Origin of the sequence: Streptomyces hokutonensis (assembly GCF_000376565.1) — a bacterium.
GTDB lineage: Bacteria > Actinomycetota > Actinomycetes > Streptomycetales > Streptomycetaceae > Streptomyces > Streptomyces hokutonensis.
Genome location: NZ_BARG01000104.1, coordinates 1 through 20,889, shown reverse-complemented (window position 1 = coordinate 20,889; position 20,889 = coordinate 1). Strand labels below are relative to the sequence as shown.

General features: G+C 70.4%; 21 protein-coding genes. 9 read left to right on the top strand and 12 right to left on the bottom strand.

All coding sequences use genetic code 11. The annotated features are described in order from the left end of the window. The 4 genes from SSP08S_RS60355 to SSP08S_RS49990 all read right to left on the bottom strand — a co-directional run. The coding region (locus SSP08S_RS60355) for a 2-oxoglutarate dehydrogenase E1 subunit family protein (RefSeq protein ID WP_158697338.1) at positions 1-280 on the bottom strand (280 nt) is incomplete at its 3' end. Between the two features lie 281 nt (positions 281-561). After that, positions 562-1,668 carry a sensor histidine kinase gene (locus SSP08S_RS50000; RefSeq protein WP_019075192.1) on the bottom strand — a complete coding sequence of 369 codons (1,107 nt, stop codon included), beginning with the start codon at positions 1,666-1,668 and terminating at the stop codon, positions 562-564. After that, a complete protein-coding gene (locus SSP08S_RS49995; RefSeq protein ID WP_019075191.1) occupies positions 1,665-2,405 on the bottom strand; it encodes a response regulator transcription factor in 741 nt (246 codons plus the stop codon). The genes SSP08S_RS50000 and SSP08S_RS49995 overlap by 4 nt, the downstream gene beginning before the upstream one ends. A gap of 113 nt (positions 2,406-2,518) precedes the next feature. Next, entirely contained in the window at positions 2,519-3,196 is a 678-nt protein-coding gene (locus tag SSP08S_RS49990) for a spermine/spermidine synthase domain-containing protein (RefSeq protein ID WP_026179510.1), read from the bottom strand. A gap of 166 nt (positions 3,197-3,362) precedes the next feature. On the opposite strand from SSP08S_RS49990, the gene SSP08S_RS49985 reads away from it, so the two are divergent. After that, positions 3,363-4,241 carry a rhomboid-like protein gene (locus SSP08S_RS49985; protein WP_019075189.1) on the top strand — a complete coding sequence of 293 codons (879 nt, stop codon included), beginning with the start codon at positions 3,363-3,365 and terminating at the stop codon, positions 4,239-4,241. Here SSP08S_RS49985 and SSP08S_RS49980 read toward each other — a convergent pair. Beyond that, positions 4,238-5,722, bottom strand: coding sequence for a sulfatase family protein (locus tag SSP08S_RS49980; protein ID WP_019075188.1), 1,485 nt, complete (start codon positions 5,720-5,722; stop codon positions 4,238-4,240). The genes SSP08S_RS49985 and SSP08S_RS49980 overlap by 4 nt on opposite strands. Positions 5,723-5,862: 140 nt before the next feature. On the opposite strand from SSP08S_RS49980, the gene SSP08S_RS49975 reads away from it, so the two are divergent. Next, a complete protein-coding gene (locus tag SSP08S_RS49975; protein WP_019075187.1) occupies positions 5,863-6,438 on the top strand; it encodes a TIGR03086 family metal-binding protein in 576 nt (191 codons plus the stop codon). 207 nt (positions 6,439-6,645) lie between these two features. On the opposite strand, the gene SSP08S_RS49970 is transcribed toward SSP08S_RS49975, so the two are convergent. Both SSP08S_RS49970 and SSP08S_RS49965 read right to left on the bottom strand, forming a co-directional pair. Next, positions 6,646-6,849 carry a hypothetical protein gene (locus SSP08S_RS49970; protein WP_019075186.1) on the bottom strand — a complete coding sequence of 68 codons (204 nt, stop codon included), beginning with the start codon at positions 6,847-6,849 and terminating at the stop codon, positions 6,646-6,648. A gap of 370 nt (positions 6,850-7,219) precedes the next feature. Continuing rightward, a complete protein-coding gene (locus SSP08S_RS49965) occupies positions 7,220-7,645 on the bottom strand; it encodes a DUF4259 domain-containing protein (RefSeq protein ID WP_019075185.1) in 426 nt (141 codons plus the stop codon). A 226-nt stretch (positions 7,646-7,871) separates the two neighbouring features. Between SSP08S_RS49965 and lon the strand changes: the two genes are divergently transcribed. Continuing rightward, entirely contained in the window at positions 7,872-10,292 is a 2,421-nt protein-coding gene (lon, locus tag SSP08S_RS49960; protein ID WP_019075184.1) for an endopeptidase La, read from the top strand. Positions 10,293-10,393: 101 nt separating this feature from the next. On the opposite strand, the gene SSP08S_RS49955 is transcribed toward lon, so the two are convergent. After that, positions 10,394-11,209, bottom strand: a complete 816-nt coding sequence (locus tag SSP08S_RS49955; protein WP_019075183.1) for a lysozyme — start codon at positions 11,207-11,209, stop codon at positions 10,394-10,396. 202 nt (positions 11,210-11,411) lie between these two features. Between SSP08S_RS49955 and SSP08S_RS49950 the strand changes: the two genes are divergently transcribed. Further along, positions 11,412-11,897: a MarR family winged helix-turn-helix transcriptional regulator gene (locus SSP08S_RS49950; protein ID WP_019075182.1), complete on the top strand. Its 486-nt coding sequence runs from the start codon at positions 11,412-11,414 to the stop codon at positions 11,895-11,897. 21 nt (positions 11,898-11,918) lie between these two features. Here the strand turns inward: SSP08S_RS49950 and SSP08S_RS49945 are convergent, their stop codons facing one another. After that, positions 11,919-12,707 (bottom strand): protein phosphatase 2C domain-containing protein, encoded by a 789-nt coding sequence (locus tag SSP08S_RS49945; protein ID WP_026179509.1) that lies wholly within the window; start codon positions 12,705-12,707, stop codon positions 11,919-11,921. A 353-nt stretch (positions 12,708-13,060) separates the two neighbouring features. On the opposite strand from SSP08S_RS49945, the gene SSP08S_RS49940 reads away from it, so the two are divergent. The 5 genes from SSP08S_RS49940 to SSP08S_RS49920 are packed head-to-tail and all read left to right on the top strand — an operon-like array spanning position 13,061 to position 18,647. Further along, on the top strand, positions 13,061-15,805 hold the full coding sequence (locus tag SSP08S_RS49940) for a sensor histidine kinase (RefSeq protein WP_019075180.1): 2,745 nt from the start codon (positions 13,061-13,063) through the stop codon (positions 15,803-15,805). Then, the gene (locus SSP08S_RS49935) at positions 15,802-16,305 is read left to right on the top strand and encodes a roadblock/LC7 domain-containing protein (protein ID WP_019075179.1); all 504 of its coding nucleotides are present in this window, start codon (positions 15,802-15,804) and stop codon (positions 16,303-16,305) included. Before SSP08S_RS49940 ends, SSP08S_RS49935 begins: the two co-directional genes overlap by 4 nt. After that, a complete protein-coding gene (locus SSP08S_RS49930) occupies positions 16,302-16,727 on the top strand; it encodes a DUF742 domain-containing protein (protein ID WP_019075178.1) in 426 nt (141 codons plus the stop codon). Before SSP08S_RS49935 ends, SSP08S_RS49930 begins: the two co-directional genes overlap by 4 nt. Continuing rightward, entirely contained in the window at positions 16,708-17,349 is a 642-nt protein-coding gene (locus SSP08S_RS49925) for a GTP-binding protein (protein WP_019075177.1), read from the top strand. The genes SSP08S_RS49930 and SSP08S_RS49925 overlap by 20 nt, the downstream gene beginning before the upstream one ends. A 47-nt stretch (positions 17,350-17,396) precedes the next feature. Further along, positions 17,397-18,647 (top strand): styrene monooxygenase/indole monooxygenase family protein, encoded by a 1,251-nt coding sequence (locus tag SSP08S_RS49920; protein WP_019075176.1) that lies wholly within the window; start codon positions 17,397-17,399, stop codon positions 18,645-18,647. 67 nt (positions 18,648-18,714) lie between these two features. Here SSP08S_RS49920 and SSP08S_RS49915 read toward each other — a convergent pair whose 3' ends face one another. The 3 genes from SSP08S_RS49915 to SSP08S_RS49905 form a co-directional block, all read right to left on the bottom strand. Further along, on the bottom strand, positions 18,715-19,764 hold the full coding sequence (locus SSP08S_RS49915) for a C40 family peptidase (protein WP_051106149.1): 1,050 nt from the start codon (positions 19,762-19,764) through the stop codon (positions 18,715-18,717). 103 nt (positions 19,765-19,867) lie between these two features. Next, positions 19,868-20,182, bottom strand: a complete 315-nt coding sequence (locus tag SSP08S_RS49910) for a DUF8847 domain-containing protein (RefSeq protein WP_019075174.1) — start codon at positions 20,180-20,182, stop codon at positions 19,868-19,870. Positions 20,183-20,192: 10 nt separating this feature from the next. Continuing rightward, positions 20,193-20,846: a TetR/AcrR family transcriptional regulator gene (locus SSP08S_RS49905; RefSeq protein WP_019075173.1), complete on the bottom strand. Its 654-nt coding sequence runs from the start codon at positions 20,844-20,846 to the stop codon at positions 20,193-20,195. Between the last annotated feature and the right edge of the window lie 43 nt (positions 20,847-20,889).

Below are 20,889 nucleotides of genomic sequence, written 5' to 3'. Positions count from 1 at the left end.
GGGCCGGGGCTACGGGTGCGGCCGGGGGAGTGGAGGTCCCTGCGGCCCCCGCGGCCGCAGTACCCGCCGAAGTCGAGGTCGGGGCGGCAGCCGCGCCCGGCTTGTAGTCGGCGAAGAAGTCCCACCAGGCTCGGTCTACCGAGTTCGGATCCTGGAGGTACTGCTGATAGATCTCGTCGACGAGCCACTCGTTGGGACCGAACGCCGCCGCGGGATTCTTACCCGCGGCTTGGTCGGACTCGGTCGAGATGGTCGAGTTACTGGGGGACTGTGACGACACGGCGGCAACCGCCCTCTTCCGCTTCACAAGGTGATGGACAGCGGGAATTAAGGCTACGCCCCCATGACCACGAAGGTCAGGTCGGGCCGGTCCATCGTCGTGTAAGTCACACCGGAAAGTGTGTTTCGGGGGCCGAAATGGCGGGAAACAAGCGTGGTTCCGCTACAGAGGGGGCGTCTTGGTGCGGGCCGGGCGCGCGAACGGCGCGGGCCTCTGCCTGATCACACGTGTCCGTCGGCGCGGACCGCCGTGGATCTTGTGGCTCCGGGTCGAACTTTACGTCAACTTGGCACGGATGACAGTCCCGGAAGGGTGACGATAATCCTGCAGCCGCGGTCTGATTCGGCCACGCCGATCCGGCCGCCGTGCAGGTCCACCGCCCAGCGGGCGATCGCCAGGCCGAGGCCCGTACCGCCGTCGCTGCCGGGTCCGTGGGGCGCGCTCACCGCTCCCCGGTTGAACCGCTCGAAGATGTGCGCCCACTCCGCCTTCGGGATGCCGGGCCCCTCGTCCAGGACCTCCAGCTCCAGCGACTCCGGCAGCACCCCGCGCCGTGCCTTGACCGTCACGCGCCCGTGCGCCGGGCTGTGCTTCACCGCGTTGTCGATCAGGTTGGCGACGACCTGGTGGATGCGCTCCGGGTCCGCGAGCGCGGTCAGCTCCGGCGGGGACACGTCCAGGTGCAGATGGACGTCCGTACGTGTGTGGCTGCCCGAGCCGGACGCGATGCCGGCGCGCGCGGAGGCGACCATGTTGGCCTCCTTGAGCACGCCCGAGAGATAGGGCCACACCTCGAAGCGGCGCGTCTTCAGCGGCACGACGCCGTTGTCCAGGCGGGAGAGGTCAAGGAGCGTCTCCACGAGCCGTCCGAGCCGCTCGGTCTGCTTCAGCGCCGTTCGCATGGTTTCCGGGTCGGCGGCCGAGACGCCGTCGACGACGTTCTCCAGTACGGCGCGCAGGCCGGCGATGGGGGTGCGCAGCTCGTGCGAGACGTTCGCGACGAGTTCCTTGCGCTGGCGCTCCTGGGCCTCCAGCTCGTCGGCCATGACGTTGATCGTCTCGGCCAGGTCGCCCAGTTCGTCGCGGCGGTTCTCGCGCACCCGGCGGGTGTAGTCACCGCGCGAGATGGACCGGGCCACCGTGTTCATCTCGTCCAGCGGCGCGGTGAGCGAATGGGCCACGAACTGCGTTATCAGCAGTGTGGCGATCATCGAGAAGACCGTGATGAAGCGCAGCTCCGTCGCCGTGCGCATGGCGATCATCATCAGCCCGGTGGTGATGAGCACCGAGATGACGACCAGCGCGCCCAGTTTGGTCTTGATCGAGAACGGGCGTACGCCGCCCCAGGGTTCCCCGGGGCTCCTCCGTGACGTCGGCCCTTCGTTCATGGCGTTGGTGTCTCCAGTGCGTAGCCGACGCCGTGGACCGTGCGGATCCGCTCGGCGCCGATCTTCCGGCGCAGCGCCTTGATGTGGCTGTCGACGGTACGGGTGCCGGAGGCGTCCGCCCAGTCCCAGACCTCGGCGAGCAGCTGCTCGCGGGAGAGCACGGCACGCGGGGTGTTCGCCAGACAGACCAGCAGGTCGAACTCGGTGGGCGTGAGGTGCACGTCCTCGCTGCGCACCCGTACCCGGCGCTGCGCGTGGTCGATCTCCAGCTCGCCGAGGCGCAGGATGCCCGAGCGCGGGGTGGACGCGGCCACCACGGCACGCTCCACCCGGCGCAGCAGGACGTGCACCCGCGCGGCCAGCTCACGCATCGAGAACGGCTTGGTCATGTAGTCGTCGGCGCCGACCCCGAGCCCGACCAGCATGTCGGTCTCGTCGTCGCGCGCGGTGAGCATCAGCACCGGCACCGGGCGGGCGGCCTGCACCCTGCGGCAGACCTCCAGGCCGTCGAAGCCGGGCAGCATGATGTCGAGGATCAGCAGATCGGGCTGCCAGGCCTCGGCGGTGTCGACGGCCGAGGGCCCGTCGCCCGCGGTCTGCACGAGAAATCCCTCGGCGCGCAAACGGGCCGCGATGGCGTCGACGATCGTCGCATCGTCCTCGACCACGAGCACCCGGCGCTGCGCGCCCGGCGTGGCCGTGGCCGTACCGTTGTGGGAGGTGTGTGTCTGCTCCATCGCCCGCCCCTGAAGTGTGCTTTCCGGAACCAGTGGGGTGATCCCATGACTGCGCTTGACGCTTGAATGATCCGCGTCAGGGAAGCAGGGTACGGGCAGCGGCAACCCCTTTGCTATCCAGGTCGTACGGCGAGGTGCACGACGTCGGGAACTCCTCGGGCAACGGGGATCTCTTCGGTACGCACCTGCTGGAACCCGGCATTCCATAAGGTTCGTTCAAATTCCGGAGAGGGCTGTGCCGACCACACCGCGAGCACCCCTCCAGGCCTCAACACCCTTGCGCAGCTTGCCAGTCCGGCCGGTGAGTAGAGGTTTTCGTTGCTGTCGGTGACGGTCCAGTCGGGCCCGTTGTCGATGTCGAGGCAGAGCGCGTCGAAAGTGGCGCAAGTCTCATTGACGAATGCGACCAGATCCGTTTTCAGAATGTCGGTGCGCGGGTCGGCGAGAGCGGCCGCGGAGAGCTCCGACAGCGGTCCGGAGCGGTGCCATTCGACGATCGCGGGCTCCCGCTCCACGACCGTGATCCGGCCCCAGCGCGGGTCGGCGGCGGCGTGCGCGAGCGAGAAACCCACGCCCAACCCGCCGATCAGCACGTCCGGTTGGGGGCGCCCGTCGAGCGCGGCGTACGCGGCGTCGACCAGCAGCCGCTCCGAGCGTCCGTCGGAAGTGTCCATCAGGAAGCACCCGTTGGCGATGATCTGCAGCAACTCCCCGTGCCGGCGCAGCACCACCTCGCCGTAGGGGCCCTCGCGACGGTCCAGGACAACGGGAGTGTCGTACGCGGTGGTCATGCGGTCCATTTTGGCAGTTTCACCGGAACGGGCGGCGGGATCGGCCCCCGGTGGACGCGTAAGAAGTCTTTGAGGTTGCTGTGAATCGGCTCTCGCGTGGCGTCGGTCATAGACAGCGACAGGTGGGACGGCGAAGGGTGGGGTGAAACGGAAGGAGCCCCTCACGGTGGAACGGACCGCGACGGCCGATACCCAGGTCTCCGCCACGCCTCTGACCGAGGACGACTCACCTCTGCTGGACGCCATGCCGAGACAGCGGGAAACGGTGGAAACGGCCTGGGGGTCGATCCGGCCGGCGGTGTCCGTCTCGGCGTCCACGCCTGCCGTTCCCCGCGCTCCGCGCGTCCCTGGCCTGCTGCGTCTCCTCCGCCCCTGGCGGGTGCTGCCCACGCCCACCGGGACGCCGTTCACCTTCGGTTACGGGACACTGCTCGTCGTCACCTCGCTCATCGCGCAGTACGCCGATCCCACCCTGGTGAACCAGCTGCACCAGGCCTCCAGCACCGATGTCACCCACCTCGTCAGCGACCCGTTCCTCGTGCTGGTCGCCAGCGCGCTGTGGATCGTCGGCGGGGTGATGTCGCCGTACGCGATCCTCTTTCTGCTGGTGCTGACCGCGCTGGAGCGGCGGATAGGCGGGGTGCGGGCCGCCGGGGTGTTCCTGACCGGGCACATCCTGGCCACGCTCGCGACCGAGGGCACCGTGGGGCTGGCCGTGCTGGCCGGGCACTTGCCCGACAGCTCGTTGCACCGCTTCGACTACGGCATCAGCTTCGGCGTCGCCGCGAGCACCGGAGCCCTGGCGGGTCTGCTCAGGCCCTGGCTCGGGCTGCCGCTGCTCGCCCTGTTCGGCTGGACGCTGGTCTCGGACCTGATCGCGTTCACCGACCCCATGACGAACTGGGGCCATCTGATCTCGCTCGCGATAGGCGTCGCGACCTGGCCGTTGATACGGCGCTGGCAGCGGGCCGGGCGGATGGTGCGGTTGGCTCCGGTCGAGGTGACTCCGGTCGAGGCGGCCCGGGTCGAGGTGGCCCGGGGCTAACTCCCCGCCCGCCTGGCCGCGTTCAGCCCCTTCGCGAGGGCCGGGACGCCAAGTCGCGCTTCCTGTGCGGGGGTTGCTCCGTGCAGTTTGTTGGTGAGCTGGTAGGGGTCGGCGCGCAGGTCGTAGTACTCGCGGAAGAGCACCTCGCCGTCGCCGTCCGTGGGGCGGCCGTCCTTGTCGAGACGGGTGCGGTAGTACTCCGTGTACTGCTCCGACCTGCCGATGTACGTCGCCCAGGTGTGGATCGGCTCCTTGTCCTGCCGGTTCCACCACCACTCGGCGAGCAGATGGTCCCGGTCGCCGGTGCCGAGGAGCGAGTGGCCGTCGTGCGGGGTGTCCGGGGTGAGGCCGGCCGCGTCGAGGAGGGTGGGCGCGAGGTCCACGTGACCGGTGAGACGGTCGTCCGAGGTGCCCCTGTCGAGACCCCGGGCCGGCCACGACAGCTGGAACGGCACCTCCAGGCTCGGCCGGTACGGCACCGACTTGCGCAGCCAGCCGTGGTCGCCCCAGCACAGCCCGTGGTCGCTGGTGTACAGCACGAGCGTGTTCTCCAGCTGGCCGAGCGACCGCAGTTGGTCGCGGAAGTCGCGCATCGCGTCGTCCACCGACAGCAGGGTCCTCAACTGGCGGGCGCGCAGGGCCTGTCCGGCGGCCAGACCGTGCTTCGCCTTGCGCAGGAACGCGGGCTTGTCGGCCTTGTCGGTCTCGAAGACGGAGGGCCGCCCGGGCCACTCCGGGACGCGTGTGTCGGCGTACTTCTTCTCCGGGATGTTGAACTCGTGCGCGCTGCGGGTGGCGACGTAGGCGAACCACGGCCGCCGGTCCGTGCGGGAGCTCTCCAGGAAGGCGAGGGCGCGGTTCTTGATGACGGTGGTGTTGTAGCCGGGGATGTTCCGGACGGTCCCGCCGTCGTTGTAGTGGCCGTTGTAGTACGCCACCGGTTCCTGGAGCAGCCACTCGTCGAAGTGGGGCGGGTTGTCGCCGGTGTGCCAGTAGTTCAGGTACTTGCCGAACAGGCCTGTGCGGTAACCGGAGTCGTGCAACTTCCGCTGCACGGTGGTGTGTTGGTCCAGGTGGTAGGGGTGGCGGGTGTCCAGGACGCCGTGGTTGTGGGCGTAGCGGCCCGACATGATCGAGGCGCGGGAGGGCGCGCACAGCGGGGTGTTGGCGTGCGCCCGCTCGAAGGTGACGCCGTGGTCACCGAGCCAGTCGACGGTCTCCGGGGTCGCCCACTCGGTGTCCTTGGGCTGGTCGTCCGTGACGACGAGGAGGATGTTGGGGCGGTCGTCGCCGCGGGCGCGGGTGCGGGGAGTGGGGGAGGCGAAGTTCCGTACGGGGGTGGCCGGTTGGGCGGGGGAGGCGTGCTCGTCATCCTTCGTCGCGTGGAGGACGGCCGGGATCGCCGCGGCCGTGGCGACCACCGCGGCGCCCGTCACGACCGCACGCCTGCCGGGCCCGCGCGGTTCCCGGTCCTTGTCCATACTGTCCCCCGTGTCCCCGTATGGGCTTCCGCTCAGCTGTGAATCCGCTTGCAGTTTGCGGCAGTTGCCTATGAATGGCGTTGCGGGGGTGTAGCGATGGTGTGGACAGCCGAGCGCGGTCCTGGACGGGGGAGGTCCAAGTGGCGGAGACGGTCGCGGTGGTACGGCGGATCGAGCGGGCGTTGGCGGCAACCGGCCTGGTGGTGGCGGGAGTTGCGGAGGGCCAGTGGGCGAACCGGACCCCCTGCGCGGAGTGGGACGCTCGGGCGGTTCTGAACCACACAGTGGGCGGAATGCGCATCTTCGCCGCCGAGCTGAACGGTACGGACCCGGGCGCCGAACACGAGTCCGACTGGCTGGGCGCGGATCCCCGGGGCGCGTACGCGGAGGCGTCCGAGACCGACGCCGCGGCCTGGAACCGCCCCGGTGCCCTCGACACCACCGTCCACATCTCACTCGGCGCGCTGCCCGGCCCGATGGCCGCGCTGATCCACTTCACGGAGATCTGCGTCCACGGCGTGGACCTGGCGGTCGCGACGGACCAACGGGCTGTGCTGGACGAGGAGTTGTGCGGGGAACTGCTGGCGGTGATGCGGGGGTTGGGCGGCTTCGACGCGTTCCGTGTGCCGGGCGTCTTCGGCCCCGAGGTCCAGCCCGCGCCTGGGGCGGCCCCGCACGGACAGCTGCTGGCCTACTTGGGTCGCTCGGTCTCCTGATCCGTGATCCGGTCGACGCGTTTGAAGCTGGGGCCCGTCCTCGGCCGTGCGGGGGCGTGAGTGGTCGCCGGCGCCCCGCCGGAGGGGATCTCCTCCGCGAAAGCGTGACACTTCCACCGTAGGTATCACGCTTTCGCGGCTGGCCCACCGTGGGCGGCGAGCATCCCCACGTGTCGGGCCAGGCCCGCACCGGCCGAGTCGGCTGGATCAGGAGTAGAAGCCTCGGCCGTACTCGTCCCGGCTCAGAGTGAAGTCGTCCGGGCGATCACGGCGGAGCTCCTCGTACCGCTCCGCGAAGACATCGAGCGCCTGATGAAGGGTGCACCCCAGGGCCTCACGGATGCTCGCGAGCGCAGAGATGATCCGCTGCTCCAGGATCTCCCGGTCCACGCTCTCGGGCAGTTGTTCCATGGCGACATGAGCCTACTCGGCGCGGATGATCAGCCCTGTTCGGCGGGACGGGTCACGCGGTCGCGGAATTCCTGGAAGGCGTGCCGGCCCGAGGGGCCCTGCGGAGTGATCAACTCTCCTGTGGAGGAGTCCAACACCTTGCAGCCGAAGGCGCTCGCGAGGCGGAAGACGGAGGCGGGTACGTCGTCGCCGGAGCCGCGGAAGTGCAGCCGTGAGGACTTCGTGCTGTCGGCCGAGAGAGGGCGGGGTGTGGTCGTCGGATATGTCGTGTGCCGAGGTGATGTCGGCCGGCAGGTGCAGGAGAAGAACGTCCCAGCTCATGTGGGCCTTCCCGGGACGGCGATGGGCGGTTGCGCCGTTGGCGGGGGAGTCAGATCCGGTGGAGCTGTTCTCCCGGCGGCCGGGGTGTGAGCGTGGTGCGGAGGCCGTTGATGGTCGTGTGCCAAGGGTCGTCGTCCGAATCGGCCCAGAGTTCAAGGAGTTCGGACGGCTCGGTCAGGACGCGGTCGAGGGCCCGGAGGGCGAGGGCGCGTAGGTCGGTGAGGTCGGGGACGGGCTGCTTCGGGCCGTAGTGGGGGTGGGCCGGTTCGCCGCCGGGGCATTGCGCGGCGACCAGGGCCGCTGCCGCGACGGCTTCGTCGCCGATGTCCGCGTCGAGGTAGTCGGTGGTGTCGGCGGCTCGGGCCAGGGTGTCCCGCACCAGGGCCTGACGCGCGTCCGGGGCGGCGTCGTCGAGGTCGCCGCACCAGTCCGCCGCGGTGTCGTTGTCGAAGGGGCCGACGTCCCAGGTGCCCATGTGTCTCTCCTGATCGTGATCGCGTCCGGGCAGCGTGGCAGGCGCCACTGACATCGGTCGGCTGAGCGCCCCGATCCCGGGAAGCCCCCACCCCGTTTCCGTGTTGACCTGCAGTGAGGCAGGCCCCCTCCCTCTGATCGCTCACGGCGAACAACACGTGGGGAACAATCGAAGGCGCCCAAGCATTGAGTCGGCATAGCTCAACTTGACTGCCTAAGGGGAGATCATGGCTTCGACGTCCACACCGCTCACCCTGCCCGTGCTGCCGCTCGACGACGAGGTCGTGCTGCCCGGAATGGTGGTTCCGCTGGACCTGAACGACACCGATGTACGCGCCGCCGTGGAGGCCGCCCAGGCCGCCGCGCGGTCCGAGCCCGGAAAGCCCAAGGTCCTGCTGGTGCCACGGATCGACGGGACTTACGCGAGCACGGGCGTGCTCGGCACCATCGAGCAGGTCGGCCGGCTGGCCGACGGCGACCCGGGTGCGCTGATCCGCGGCCGCAGCCGCGTGAAGATCGGCGCCGGTACCACCGGTCCCGGTGCCGCGCTCTGGGTCGAGGGCACCGCGCTCGACGAGAGCCTGCCCGAACCTCTGCCCGGCTCCGTTTCCGAGCTGGTGAAGGAGTACAAGGCGCTGGCCACCGCGTGGCTGCGCAAGCGGGGGGCCTGGCAGGTCGTCGACCGCGTGCAGGCCATTGATGATGTGTCCACCCTCGCTGACAATTCCGGTTACTCGCCCTTCCTCACCACTGAACAGAAGATCGAGCTGCTGGAGACCGCCGACCCGGTGGCCCGGCTGAAGCTCGCCACCCAGCACCTGCGCGACCACCTCGCCGAGCAGGACGTCGCCGAGACGATCGCCAAGGACGTGCAGGAAGGCGTCGACAAGCAGCAGCGCGAGTTCCTGCTCCGCCGCCAGCTCGAAGCCGTCCGCAAGGAGCTGCGCGAGCTGAACGGCGACTCGGCCAAGGACGGCGAGGAGTCCGACGACTACCGCGCCCGCGTCGAGGCCGCCGACCTTCCCGAGAAGGTCCGCGAGGCCGCCCTCAAGGAGGTCGACAAGCTGGAGCGCTCCTCCGACCAGTCGCCCGAGGGCTCGTGGATCCGCACCTGGCTGGACACCGTCCTCGAACTGCCGTGGAACGAGCGGACCGAGGACGAGTACGACATCCGGGGCGCCAAGGCGATCCTGGACGCCGAGCACGCCGGCCTCGAGGACGTGAAGGCGCGCATCACCGAGTACCTGGCCGTGCGCAAGCGCCGCAGCGAGCGCGGGCTGGGTGTCGTCGGCGGGCGGCGCGGCGGTGCCGTACTGGCCCTCGTCGGTCCGCCCGGTGTCGGCAAGACCTCGCTCGGCGAGTCCGTCGCGCACGCGATGGGACGCAAGTTCGTCCGGGTCGCGCTCGGCGGTGTGCGGGACGAGGCGGAGATCCGCGGTCACCGGCGTACGTACGTCGGCGCGCTGCCCGGCCGTATCGTCCGCGCCATCAAGGAGGCCGGGTCCATGAACCCGGTGGTCCTGCTCGACGAGATCGACAAGGTGGGCTCCGACTACCGGGGCGACCCGGCCGCGGCTCTGCTGGAGGTCCTCGACCCGGCGCAGAACCACACCTTCCGCGACCACTACCTGGAGGTCGAACTCGACCTGAGCGACGTGGTGTTCCTGGCGACGGCCAACGTGCTCGAAGCCATCCCGGAGGCGCTGCTCGACCGGATGGAACTGGTCCGGCTGGACGGCTACACCGAGGACGAGAAGGTCGTCATCGCCCGTGACCACCTGCTCCCGCGCCAGCTGGAGCGGGCGGGGCTCAAGGACGACGAGGTCGTCATCGACGAGAGCGCGCTGCGCAAGCTCGCCGGTGAGTACACCCGTGAGGCGGGTGTCCGCACCCTGGAGCGGTCGGTCGCCCGGCTGCTGCGCAAGATCGCCGCGCAGCACGAACTGGGCGAGCGGGAGCTGCCGTTCACGGTGACCGACGCCGATCTGCGTGGTCTGATCGGCCGGCCGCACCACGTGCCCGAGTCCGCCCAGGACCCGGCGGAGCGCCGTACGGCGGTCCCCGGTGTCGCCACCGGGCTCGCGGTCACCGGCGCGGGCGGTGACGTCCTCTACGTCGAGGCGTCGCTGGCCGACCCGGAGACGGGCGCGGCGGGTCTGACCCTGACCGGTCAGCTCGGTGACGTGATGAAGGAGAGCGCGCAGATCGCCCTGTCGTTCCTGCGCTCGCACGGCGCCGAACTGGAGCTGCCCGTGGCCGACCTGAAGGACCGGGGCGTGCACATCCACTTCCCGGCGGGTTCGGTGCCGAAGGACGGCCCGAGCGCGGGTGTCACGATGACGACCGCTCTCGCGTCGCTGCTCAGCGGCCGGCTGGTCCGTACGGACGTGGCCATGACCGGTGAGGTCTCGCTGACCGGCCGGGTCCTGCCGATCGGCGGGGTGAAGCAGAAGCTGCTCGCCGCGCACCAGGCGGGGGTCACCACGGTGATCATCCCGAAGCGCAACGAGCCCGACCTGGACGACGTCCCGGCCGAGGTCCTGGACAAGCTCGACGTCCACGCGGTGACGGACGTCCGCCAGGTCCTGGAGCTGGCCCTGTCGCCCGCGACGAACGGCGCGAGCCCGGAGGTTCCGGTGGCGGCGTGACGGACGCCACCGGTCAGGTGAAGGCCCGGGTCCCTTTCACGGGGGCCCGGGCCTTCGTCGTGGAAACGTCGTAGAAGAGCAGCACGTCGTACGGCGGCCCGTCAGCCGTTGGCGAGGGCCACCACCCGGTCCAGCGCCCCGTTGAACACGTCGTGGTCCCCGACCGTCGGGCCGGACGACGTGTACTGCCACATCGTGTAGTACGACCACCCGGCCGGCAGGGTCCCCGCGTCCGAGGCGTACCGCGCGATCCACAGCGGGTTCGCGGCGGCGAATCCGGCGTAGCTGCCGGTGCAGGAGGTCCACCAGCTCGTCGCCGTGTAGATCACCGCGTCGCGGCCCGTGCGGGACTTGTACCTGGACAGGAAGTCGGCGATCCAACTCACCATCGCCGCCGTCGACTTGCCGTAGCAGGAGGCGCCGTACGGGTTCCACTCGATGTCGAGGACACCGGGGACGGTGCGGCCGTCCTTGGACCAGCCGCCACCGTGGTCGACGAAGTAGTCGGCCTGGGTGGCGCCGCTCGTGGTGTCCGGGGTCGCGAAGTGGTAGGCGCCGCGGATCATGCCGACGGTGTAGGAGCCGTTGTACTGCTGGGCGAAGTACGGGTTCGTGTAGTACGTCCCCTCGGTCGCCTTGGTGTAGGCCCACTTGACGCCGTTGCTCCACAGGGTCGACCAGGCGACGTCGCCCTGGTAGCCGCTGACGTCGACGCCCTCCGTCTGGGCGGCGAGGGAAGGGGCGGTGGGCGCCGCCTCCTGGCCGTCGTGGGCCAGGACGCCGATGCCCATGTACGCGGAGCCGCGGGCGGGGGCGGCGCCGGCGGGGAGCGAGAGGCCTGCGAGGAGGGCGGCCGAGAGGGCGAGGGCAAAGGCGAGGTGGCGCAGGCGGACCGGGCCGGATCTGTGCACGGGCATGGCGTGCCTCCGAGTGGGGGAAGGACGTGCGGTGCGTGTGGCGTGCGCATGCCATCAAGAGCCTGGTGACGACGCTACGCATCCGGTGGACCCGCTGGGAAGGGGGTCCGGACGATGCCTATGGTCTAGCCCTGCGAAATACTGGCGGAGCTGCGGTGATGACGGGGTTCGGCGGAAACTTTCACGATCGGGAAAGCAGAACATGGGTGCTCACGTGCACAAGGACGAGGACAGAAGCGACAGCGGGATTCCGGATCCCGATCCCGAATATCTGTCCCTGGAGCGCGAGTTGACGTTCCTGTTCCGGCGGGCCCGGGCCAACCAGGGCGAGATGGCCCGTGAGGTCCACCCCGACCTGGAGTCCGCCGCGTACGGTCTGCTGGTCCGGCTGGACGAGTACGGGCGGCAGCGGGCCACCGAGCTCGCCGCCTACATCGGCGTCGGCAAGGCCACCATGTCCCGCCAGCTGCGCGCCCTGGAGGAGCTGGGCCTGATCTCCCGCGAGCCCGACCCGGCGGACGGCCGCGCCTGGCTGGTCGACCTCACCGACGAGGGCCGGCGCCGCGTCGCACACGTCCGCGAGGCCCGGCGGGCCCGCTATGTCTCCCAGCTTTCCCACTGGGACCGCCGCGAGGTCGCCGAACTCGCCCGGCTGCTGCACCAGTTGAACGGCGTCATGGAGAAGTGAGCCCCGAGCGGAGCCAGTGGCTCACAGCTCGACGTACACGACCGTCGCGTCGTCGTGCGTCTTGCTCCGGCGCAGATACGTCCGGGTCTCCGCGTCGGCCCGCTCCAGCGCCCGTACCCGACGCACCAGCTCCGCCGCCCCCTCCTTCTCCACGAGGGCGAAGCACTCCGCCCAGTCGCCCCTGCCGAACTTCTCCACCCACCTCGTCGCCCCGTCCGTCAGGGCGGCGAGGGCGCGGACCCCGGCGCGGGGGAGCGTGCCCGTCACCGCCCGCTCCGCGACCGAGGGATCGGCGGCGGCCGTGAAGAAGCCGCCCTCCTTGTTACGGAGCGTGGCGTCGATCAGCTCGTCCGTGGCGAGAGCGGCGCGCGGCAGGCGCGAGAGGCGGTCGTCCAGTACGGCGGTCACCTCGCCGGCCGGGGAGCCGATGAGCAGGGCGGAGTCCGAAAGGACCAGATATTCGATCTCCTCCGGGGACCAGCGGGCCAGCACCACGGTCGCCTGAGGGGTGCGTGGGTGAGAAAGGTCACAGGTGGTGGAGTGGGCCTCGGATGTTCGGACGATCGCCCGGGAGAGAATCTCCGCCAGCGTCAGATCCCGGCAGGAAACGGTCAGTTCGGCCAGGGCGCCGCCCAGCCGCGCGGTGTACCAGGGGACCGGATGCAGACAGCCCGTCTCCCCCTTCGGCGGGGTCACTCCGTCCAGGACGATCAGCGAACCGCCCTGTCCCGAGGCCGGAAGGCCGACGCTCGCGAAGTCCTCGTCGGGGCGGTTCGGGTCACCGGGCTCCGACACAAGTTCCGTACGCATTCGGCCAGTCTGCACGACCTCTTCACAGGGTCCGCCAAAGCTTGGCACTGGTTACCGAATCGGCGCAGCCTCGCAGGTCAGACGCCTGGTTTGGGCTGGAATGGATCACTCCGGGAATGCGTGGCGGCGAATCCTGCCAAAGCCCGCCGCTCACGTCCAACCGGCGCGGCCCACAAGGCCGCGGGACGGCCCGGCGGAACTTGCCCGCCAACTCCCCAACGGGGTTCACTCCTTCGGGTGGCGGCCCGGATGATGCGCGACCGCTGCCCACCGGCACTGGGAGGGTCGCCGTACCGGGATGACGGAGCGTCACCCGGCCCCATGGGTATCACGAGTCAGGAATGCGAGCACCGGTGCAGAAAAAGCGGCCTCGGCGCACAGGCAAGCAGACGGCCCCTCAGGGGGGCGCCACCGGTGCCGTCACGCCCGATCCCGCGGGCAAGGGGCGCAGCACCCACGTCCGCAGCCGGCTCATCGTCGCCGTGGCCGTGGTGGCCGCCGCCATCGCCGCGGCCGGTGTCCCCTCCCTCGTCACCGCCTCCGGCCAACTCCACGACTCCCAGGACCTGGTGACGCTCGCCGAGCAGACCCAGGACGCGCTGTCGCTGGCCCACTCGCTCGCCGACGAGCGGGACGAGGTCACCTCCTACATCGCCGCCGGGCGCCCCAAGTCCCAGGCCCCCGACGAGGACCGCAGCGCCCGCGTAGACCGGCAGGTCGACGAACTGCGCGCCGACACCGACATCTCCGCCGCGCTCCGCTCGGACCTCGACGACGTCTCCGCCGTACGACGGGCCGCGCTCACCGGACAGAGCAGCGCCCTGGAGGCGCATGTCGCGTACTCCGGCGCCATCACCGAACTGCACCGGCTCGCCGAGCAGTTGGCCGAGCAGATGCCGCCGCGGGCCGGCTCCGGCGCCTACGCGCTCGCCGAACTCGACGCCGCCGTCCAGCAGGCCGCCGCCGCCCGCGGACTGCTGCTGGCCGCCCTGAACGTGCCGACCAGCACCAAGACGGTCATCAGCGCCATCACCGGCCTCCCCGTCACCGAGACCAGCTCGACGAGCGCCCAGACCAAGCAGCGCGACGCCCTCAGCGCCGCCGCCCAGCAGGCCCGGCTGCGCTCCGACGCCGCCCTCGCCGACTTCCGCGAGACCGCGACGGAGGCGGCCCTGGCGGGCTACGACTCCACGGTCACCGGACCCGAGGTCAACACCGCCGAGAAGTACCTCGCCTCCCTCACCGACCAACCCACGCTGTCCGACAGCGAGTTGGACACCAGCACCAAGAAGCTCGACGCGGCGCTCTCCGCCCGGGTCGACCTGATGCGCGGCGAGGAGTCCGCCCTCTACGAGCACCGCTCCAAGGACCTCGCCCAGCTGCGCGACGACGACGTCAAGGCGCTGGAGCTGCGCGTCGCGATCCTCGGCGCCCTCATGCTGCTCGCCGTCGGCATCGCCACCGCCATGGCCCGCACGCTGACCCGCCCGCTGTCGGTGCTGCGCCGCGGCTCGGCCCGGCTGGCCGGCGCCGAGGACCCGGCGGCCGAGGAGGCCATCAAGTTCACCGGCCGCAACGACGAGTTCGCCCAGGTCGTCCGCTCGGTCAACTCCCTGCACGCGCACGCCGTCGCCCTCCACGAGCGCATCGCCACCCTGGAGGCCGACCGCAAGCACCTCGTCGGCCAGCGCCAGCGGATGGCCGACGCCCGCGAGGAACTCCGCGCCGAAGTCACCGACTCCAGCGAGCAGTTGGAGCGCCTGCGCACCAGCATCGGCGGCACCTTCGTCAACCTCGCGCTGCGCACCCTCGGCCTCGTCGAGCGCCAACTCGCCGTCATCGAGGGCCTGGAGGAGCGCGAGCAGGACCCCGACCGCCTCTCCACCCTCTTCAAGCTCGACCACTTCGCCACGGTCATGCGCCGCCACAGCGAGAACCTCCTCGTCCTCGCCGGCACCGAACACGTCCAGCAGCACGCGGGCCCGGTCCCGCTCGTCGACGTCGTCCGGGCGGCCGTCAGCGAGATCGAGCGCTACGAGCGCGTCCGTATCTCGGCCCTCCCGCCGCACGCGCATGTCGCGGGGTTCGCGGCGGACGACCTGAGTCACCTGCTCGCCGAACTCATGGAGAACGCCAGCTCGTTCTCCCCGCCCGACGCCCCCGTCGAGATCTCCGGCTGGCTCCTGGAGAACGGCGAGGTCATGCTCTCCGTCCAGGACGAGGGCATCGGCATGACCGACGACCGCATGACCCGCCTCAACACCCGCCTCACCGAGTTCGACCCGGACTCCCCCTACGACCAGGAGGGCGAGGAGGGCCTGGGCCTCGGCCTGTACGTCGTCGCCCGCCTGGCCCACCGCCACGGCGTCCGCGTCCAGCTCCGCGACCAGAAGCAGGGCGGCATCGCGGCGGTCGTGGTCCTGCCCAGCCCCCTCCTGGCAGCGGCCCCGCTGACGGCCGTACCGACGTCCTCACCGACGGCCGGCACCACCCACTCCTACTCCCTCCCGGGCGCCGCGGCCGAGGTCAACTCCAATGTCCTGCACGCCCGTTCGAAGCCGGACGAGGACCCGCTGGTCGCGCTGGCGGAGCGAGCGGCGGAGAAGGCCGTACGGGAGACCCCGGCGGAGAAGGCGGTTCGGGAATCCCCGGCCGAGACGACGATGGAACTCCTGCTGCCACTGGCGGCAGAGGACCCGTCGGCCGCCGACGGCGAGGCAGCCCCACAGGGGCTACCCGCACCCGACAACGAAAGCCGCACGGGCGGTGCGGGTGGGAGCGAAAACAAGGCCGACGGCGAAGCCGAGGCCGAGCACACCCGCCCCGACGAGGACCCCGTCACCGACAAGGGCCTCCCCAAGCGCACCCCAAAGATCACCCAACCCGCACAGGCCCCGCGCCAGCGAACCGGCACCGTAGACGCCGAAGCCCTGCGCCGCAGACTCGGCGGCTTCCGCGCCGGAGCCTCCGCCGGCTACCGCGACGTAGAAGCGGAGATCGCCGAACGGACCGGCCAGAACCCGGTCCCGGCACCGCGCGGCGCGACCGCACCATCCGAAGAAGCCACGGGGGGCACCGTCGAGGAGGCAAGCAGTTGACCGCGCCCAGTACCTTCGGACTGAGCAGTGAAGCCCGCAACCTGCACTGGCTGCTGAGCAACCTCGTGGAGGAGGTGTCCGGCATCCAGTCGGTCGCGGTCGTCTCCTCCGACGGCCTGCTGCTCCTCTCCTCCGACCCGCACAGAAACGATCAGGCCAGAGAGGCGCTGGAAACCAAGCGCACCGGACCGCGAGGTTCCGCGGCGGACCTGGCCACCATCGTCTCCGGCATCGGCAGCCTCACCATCGGCGCCGCCAAGCTGATGGACTCCGGCGCGGTGAAGCACACCATGGTCGCGATGGAGGAGGGCAGCCTGTTCGTGATGTCGATCAGCGACGGTTCGCTGCTCGGTGTGCACGGCTCCGCGGACTGCGACATGAGCGTCGTGTCGTACCACATGGCGCTCTTCGTCGGCCGCGCCGGCCATGTGCTGACCCCCGAACTCCGCAGCGAGCTGCGGAAATCCCTCGAAGACGCGTCCGCGGAGAGTGCCCGATGACCGGCGGCGGCAGCGGCAGTACGCCGAACAGGCTTCCCGTGCGCGGCGGCGACCGCAAACCCGCGCGGGTGCGCCCCTACTCGCTCACCGGCGGCCGTACCCGCTTCGGCCATGTCCTCCTGGTGGAGACCTTCGTGGCGGCGCTCGAAGCCCCCGAGGAACGCAAGGAGTTGACGAACGGCTCGCTCAACACCCGGGTCATGCCCGAGATGCGCGCCATCGTCGAACTCTGCCGCCGTATGCGCACGGTGGCCGAGATCGCCGCGCTGCTGAAGATGCCGCTCGGTGTGGTCCGCGTGCTCCTGAGCGATCTCGCGGACCAGGGAAAGATCCGTGTGTACGGAACCGGGACCGGTCACGGCCCGGGCCGTCCTGACCGCGCTCTGCTGGAAAGGGTGCTGAGTGGACTCCGTCGTCTCTGACGCCGCCGCCTACGGCGTCTCCCCGCTCCTCGACGACGAGGAGCAGCCGCGGGCCTGGCAGTTGGACCGCACCCGCGCACCGGTCGCCACGAAGATCGTGGTGGCCGGTGGTTTCGGCGCCGGCAAGACCACCATGGTCGGCGCCGTCTCCGAGATCCAGCCCCTCCAGACGGAGGCGCTGATGACCGAGGCCAGCGAGGACACCGACGACCTCACGGGCACCCCGGAGAAGACGACCACCACGGTCGCCATGGACTACGGCCGCCTCACCCTCGACGACGACCTGGTGCTCTACCTGTTCGGGACGCCGGGCCAGCAGCGGTTCTGGTTCATGTGGGACGACCTGGTGCGCGGCGCGATAGGCGCCGTCGTCCTCGCCGACACCCGCCGCCTCAAGGACTGCTTCCCCGCGCTGGACTACTTCGAGAGCTGCGGTCTGCCGTACGTCGTCGCGGTCAACCACTTCGACGGCAGCGAGCGGTTCGACCCGGAGGACGTGCGGGAGGCATTGACGATTCCCGCGCACATACCTGTAATGATCATGGATGCGCGGCGGCGGATTTCGGCCATCGAGACCCTGCTCGCGCTCGTCGGCCACGCGCTGGACGCCACCCCCGAGTAGCCCCCGAGCAGTCCTCGATCAGTCGCGACCAAGGAGTCACCACCCGCATGCGGAAGATACTCGTCGTCGGAGCCGGCCAGTCCGGGCTCCAACTCGCCCTCGGACTCCAGTCGCACGGGTACGAGGTCACCCTGATGTCCAACCGGACGGCGGACGAGATCCGTTCCGGGCGGGTCATGTCGACGCAGTGCATGTTCACGACGGCACTGCAGCACGAGCGCGATCTCCAGCTGAACTTCTGGGAGTCCCAGGCCCCGAAGATCGAAGGACTCGGCGTCTCGGTCGCCGCCCCCGGCTCGCACGACCCGGGGCCGACGCAGCGCGTGATCGACTGGGTGGGCAAGCTCGACGGGTACGCGCAGTCGGTCGACCAGCGGGTCAAGATGGCCGGCTGGATGGAGACCTTCGCCCAGCGCGGCGGCCAACTGGTCATCCACGGCGCGGCAGTCGGCGACCTCGACTACTTCTCCCGCACGTACGACCTCGTCCTCGTCTCGGCCGGCAAGGGCGAGCTGGTGTCGATGTTCGCCCGCGACCCCGAGCGCTCCCCGTACACCGAGCCGCAGCGCGCGCTCGCGGTCTCCTACGTCCACGGTCTGGGCCCCCGTCCCGAGCACCCGGACTACGACGCGGTCCGCTGCAACCTGGTGCCGGGCGTGGGCGAGCTGTTCGTCATGCCGACGCTGACGACGTCCGGCCGCGCGGACATACTGTTCTGGGAGGGCATACCCGGCGGGCCGTTGGACGTCTTCAACGGCGTCAAGGATCCGGCGGCGCACCTCTCCCTGACCCTGGAACTCATGGAGAAGTTCACGCCCTGGGAGTACGAGCGGGCGCGTGACGTCGAACTGACCGATGCGGGTGGGACGTTGGCGGGGCGGTACGCGCCCACCGTCCGTAACCCGGTTGGTCAGCTGCCGGGTGGTGGCCTGGTTCTCGGTGTCGCCGACGTCGTCGTCGCCAACGACCCGATCACTGGACAGGGCTCCAACTCCGCGGCCAAGTGCGCCGCTTCGTATCTCGCGTCGATCCTCGAACACGGGGAGAAGGAGTTCGACGGGGACTGGATGCGGGCCACGTTCGAGCGGTACTGGGACACGGCGCAGCACGTCACCAAGTGGACCAACGCGATGCTCTCTCCGCCGCCGGAGCACATTCTCAACCTCATCGGTGCGGCCGGGCAGTTGCAGCCGGTGGCGGATCGGTTCGCCAACGGGTTCGACGATCCGGCTGATTTCGAGAACTTCTTCTATGAGCCGGAGAAGACCGGGGCGTACCTCGCTTCTGTGGCGTCCTAGGCTGCGGGTTCGTTGTGGCTGGGCGCGCTCACGCGGCGGAGCCGCACAATGTCTCAGCCCCGCGCCCCTAGCTGGGCCGGTCTGGGCGTACGGCTCCAAGGATCGGGTAGGACGCCACAGGTGACACCTGGACCTTCTCGCCTGTGCGGGGGGCCTGGACCACCTGGCCCGCGCCCAGGTACAACGCCACGTGTGTGGCCTCGGGGAAGTAGATCACCAGGTCGCCCGGGCGTAGTTCGTTGAGCGGGATTCTCGGCAGCTGCGCCCACTGCTCTTCGCTGGTCCTCGGGATCGGGGTGCCCGCGTGGCCCCATGCCTCCGACGTCAGGCCTGAGCAGTCGTAGGTCTTCGGGCCCTCCGCGCCCCACTCGTAGGGTTTGCCGATCTGCTGTACGGCGTAACGCAACGCCCGATCTCCCGCACGTGAGGGTTCGCGGTTGTCGTCGCCCAACGCGCCTGAAGTGACCAGTTTCTGCTGGGCCTTGTCGACGTCGGTCTTCTCGAAGGCGGCGAGGGCGGTGAGTTGGCCGGGGGTGAGGGAGGTGAGGAGCTTCTCGACGTCGGCCAGGCGCTCGCGTACGTCGTCGCGGTCCTTCTTCTGCCGGGCGGCCAGGGTGAGTTGGGTGTCGAGGGCCTTGCGGGCCGCGCGGGCCAGGCCGTCGCTCTTCTTCTCACTGCCGACCAGCCGGCCCACCGTCTCGGCCCGCTCGCGCGCCAACTGGCCGATGACATGGCCCTCGTCGAGCGCGTGCTGGGGGTCATGGGCGAGGAGGAGGCGGACGTAGGGGGAGAGGGCGGTGCTGTTCTGGTACTGCTCCCGCGCCAGCCGGCCGGCGGCGCCGCGGCTGTCGTGGAGGGTGAGGCGGGCGCGGGCGAGTTCGGAGTCGAGGCGGTCGACCTCCGCGCGCTGCTTCTTCAGCTTCTCCTCGGTGGCGTTGTACGTCTCCGTGGCCTGTTCGGCGTCCCGGTACAGCGTCTGAAGGTCCGTCAGCAGATCGGCCACGGGCCGCTGTCCGGGCGCCTGCGGATCGGGTACGGCCGCGGCGGGCAGCGGTGCGAGGACGGTGCCGGCCGCCACCGCCGCCGTACAGACCAGACGCAGAAGCCTTCCTGACACGTCATCACCTCCGGTGCGCGGCGGCCCTTCCGCCCCGCATCGTGAGCATCAGACGGGGGCGCCGGGTCCGCGCGCCGGGTGTGCGCGGTTCGGCGCAACATGGTCACCCGTGGGTGTCGTCCGGCTTGCCGCCCGGCGTGGCGTCTGGTGCGGGGTCCGGTTTGGACCAGGGCCAGCGCAGTGCGCTGCCGCGCTTCCCCGCCGGGTCGTACTCGTACTTCCAGCCCTTGGGGAGCCTGAGCCGCTTGCTGTGCGCCCTGGGCACCCGGCGGTAGACGAGGATCGTGGGCGGGCCGCCGGCGTCGTCGGGGACCGGGATGCGGTACGTCTTCGGCGGGTTCCCGGTGGGTCCGACCAGCACCGGCAGGGACCGCCCGTCCATCGGGCCGCCCTCGAACGGGGTCTCTTCGCTCTTCACGCCACCAGTGTCAGCCATCCGTCGCGAGGGCCCGGACAAGCTCCGCGGTCTGCGGGTCCCGGCGGGCCGTCACCGACAGCACCGCCGCGAACTGCTCGACCAGCCAGTCCCGCAGCTCGTCGGCGGGCGGCTGCTTGTCCTCGTCGAGCCAGATGAGGGAGGCCGCCTCCACGGCCGTGATCCACATCCGTACGGTCATCCGTAGCCGGGGGCTCGGTTCGGCCACGCCGAGATGGCTGAGGATGTGCACGGCGGCGGCCCGGCGTACGCCGTCCACGATGGCCGTCGTGCGAGACGTCTCTACGACACTCCCGCCCTGGAGCAGCGCGCTGAAACCGGCGTCGTGCTGGTCGACGAAGCCGAGGTAGCGGTCGAGGGCGCGGGCGAGACGGGGGAGGAGCGGGCCCTCGCGGGGTTCGTCGAAGCACTGCTGGAGTTCCTCGGCGGCGGAACGCAGGGCTGCTTCGTAGAGCTGCTGCTTGCCGCCCGGGAAGTACCGGTACACCAGGGGGCGGGAGACGCCGGCCGCTTCCGCCACGTCGTCGAGGGAGACCTCCTCGGGCGCGCGGTGCGCGAAGAGGGTGAGGGCGGCGTCGAGGAGCTGGCTTCGCCGCTCCTCGACGTTGAGACGGCGGTAGGCGGGAGTGGAAGCGGCGGGGGACATAGGGGCAGGGTAGTCGGGCGGGTGCGGGTGCGTCGTGGCTGGT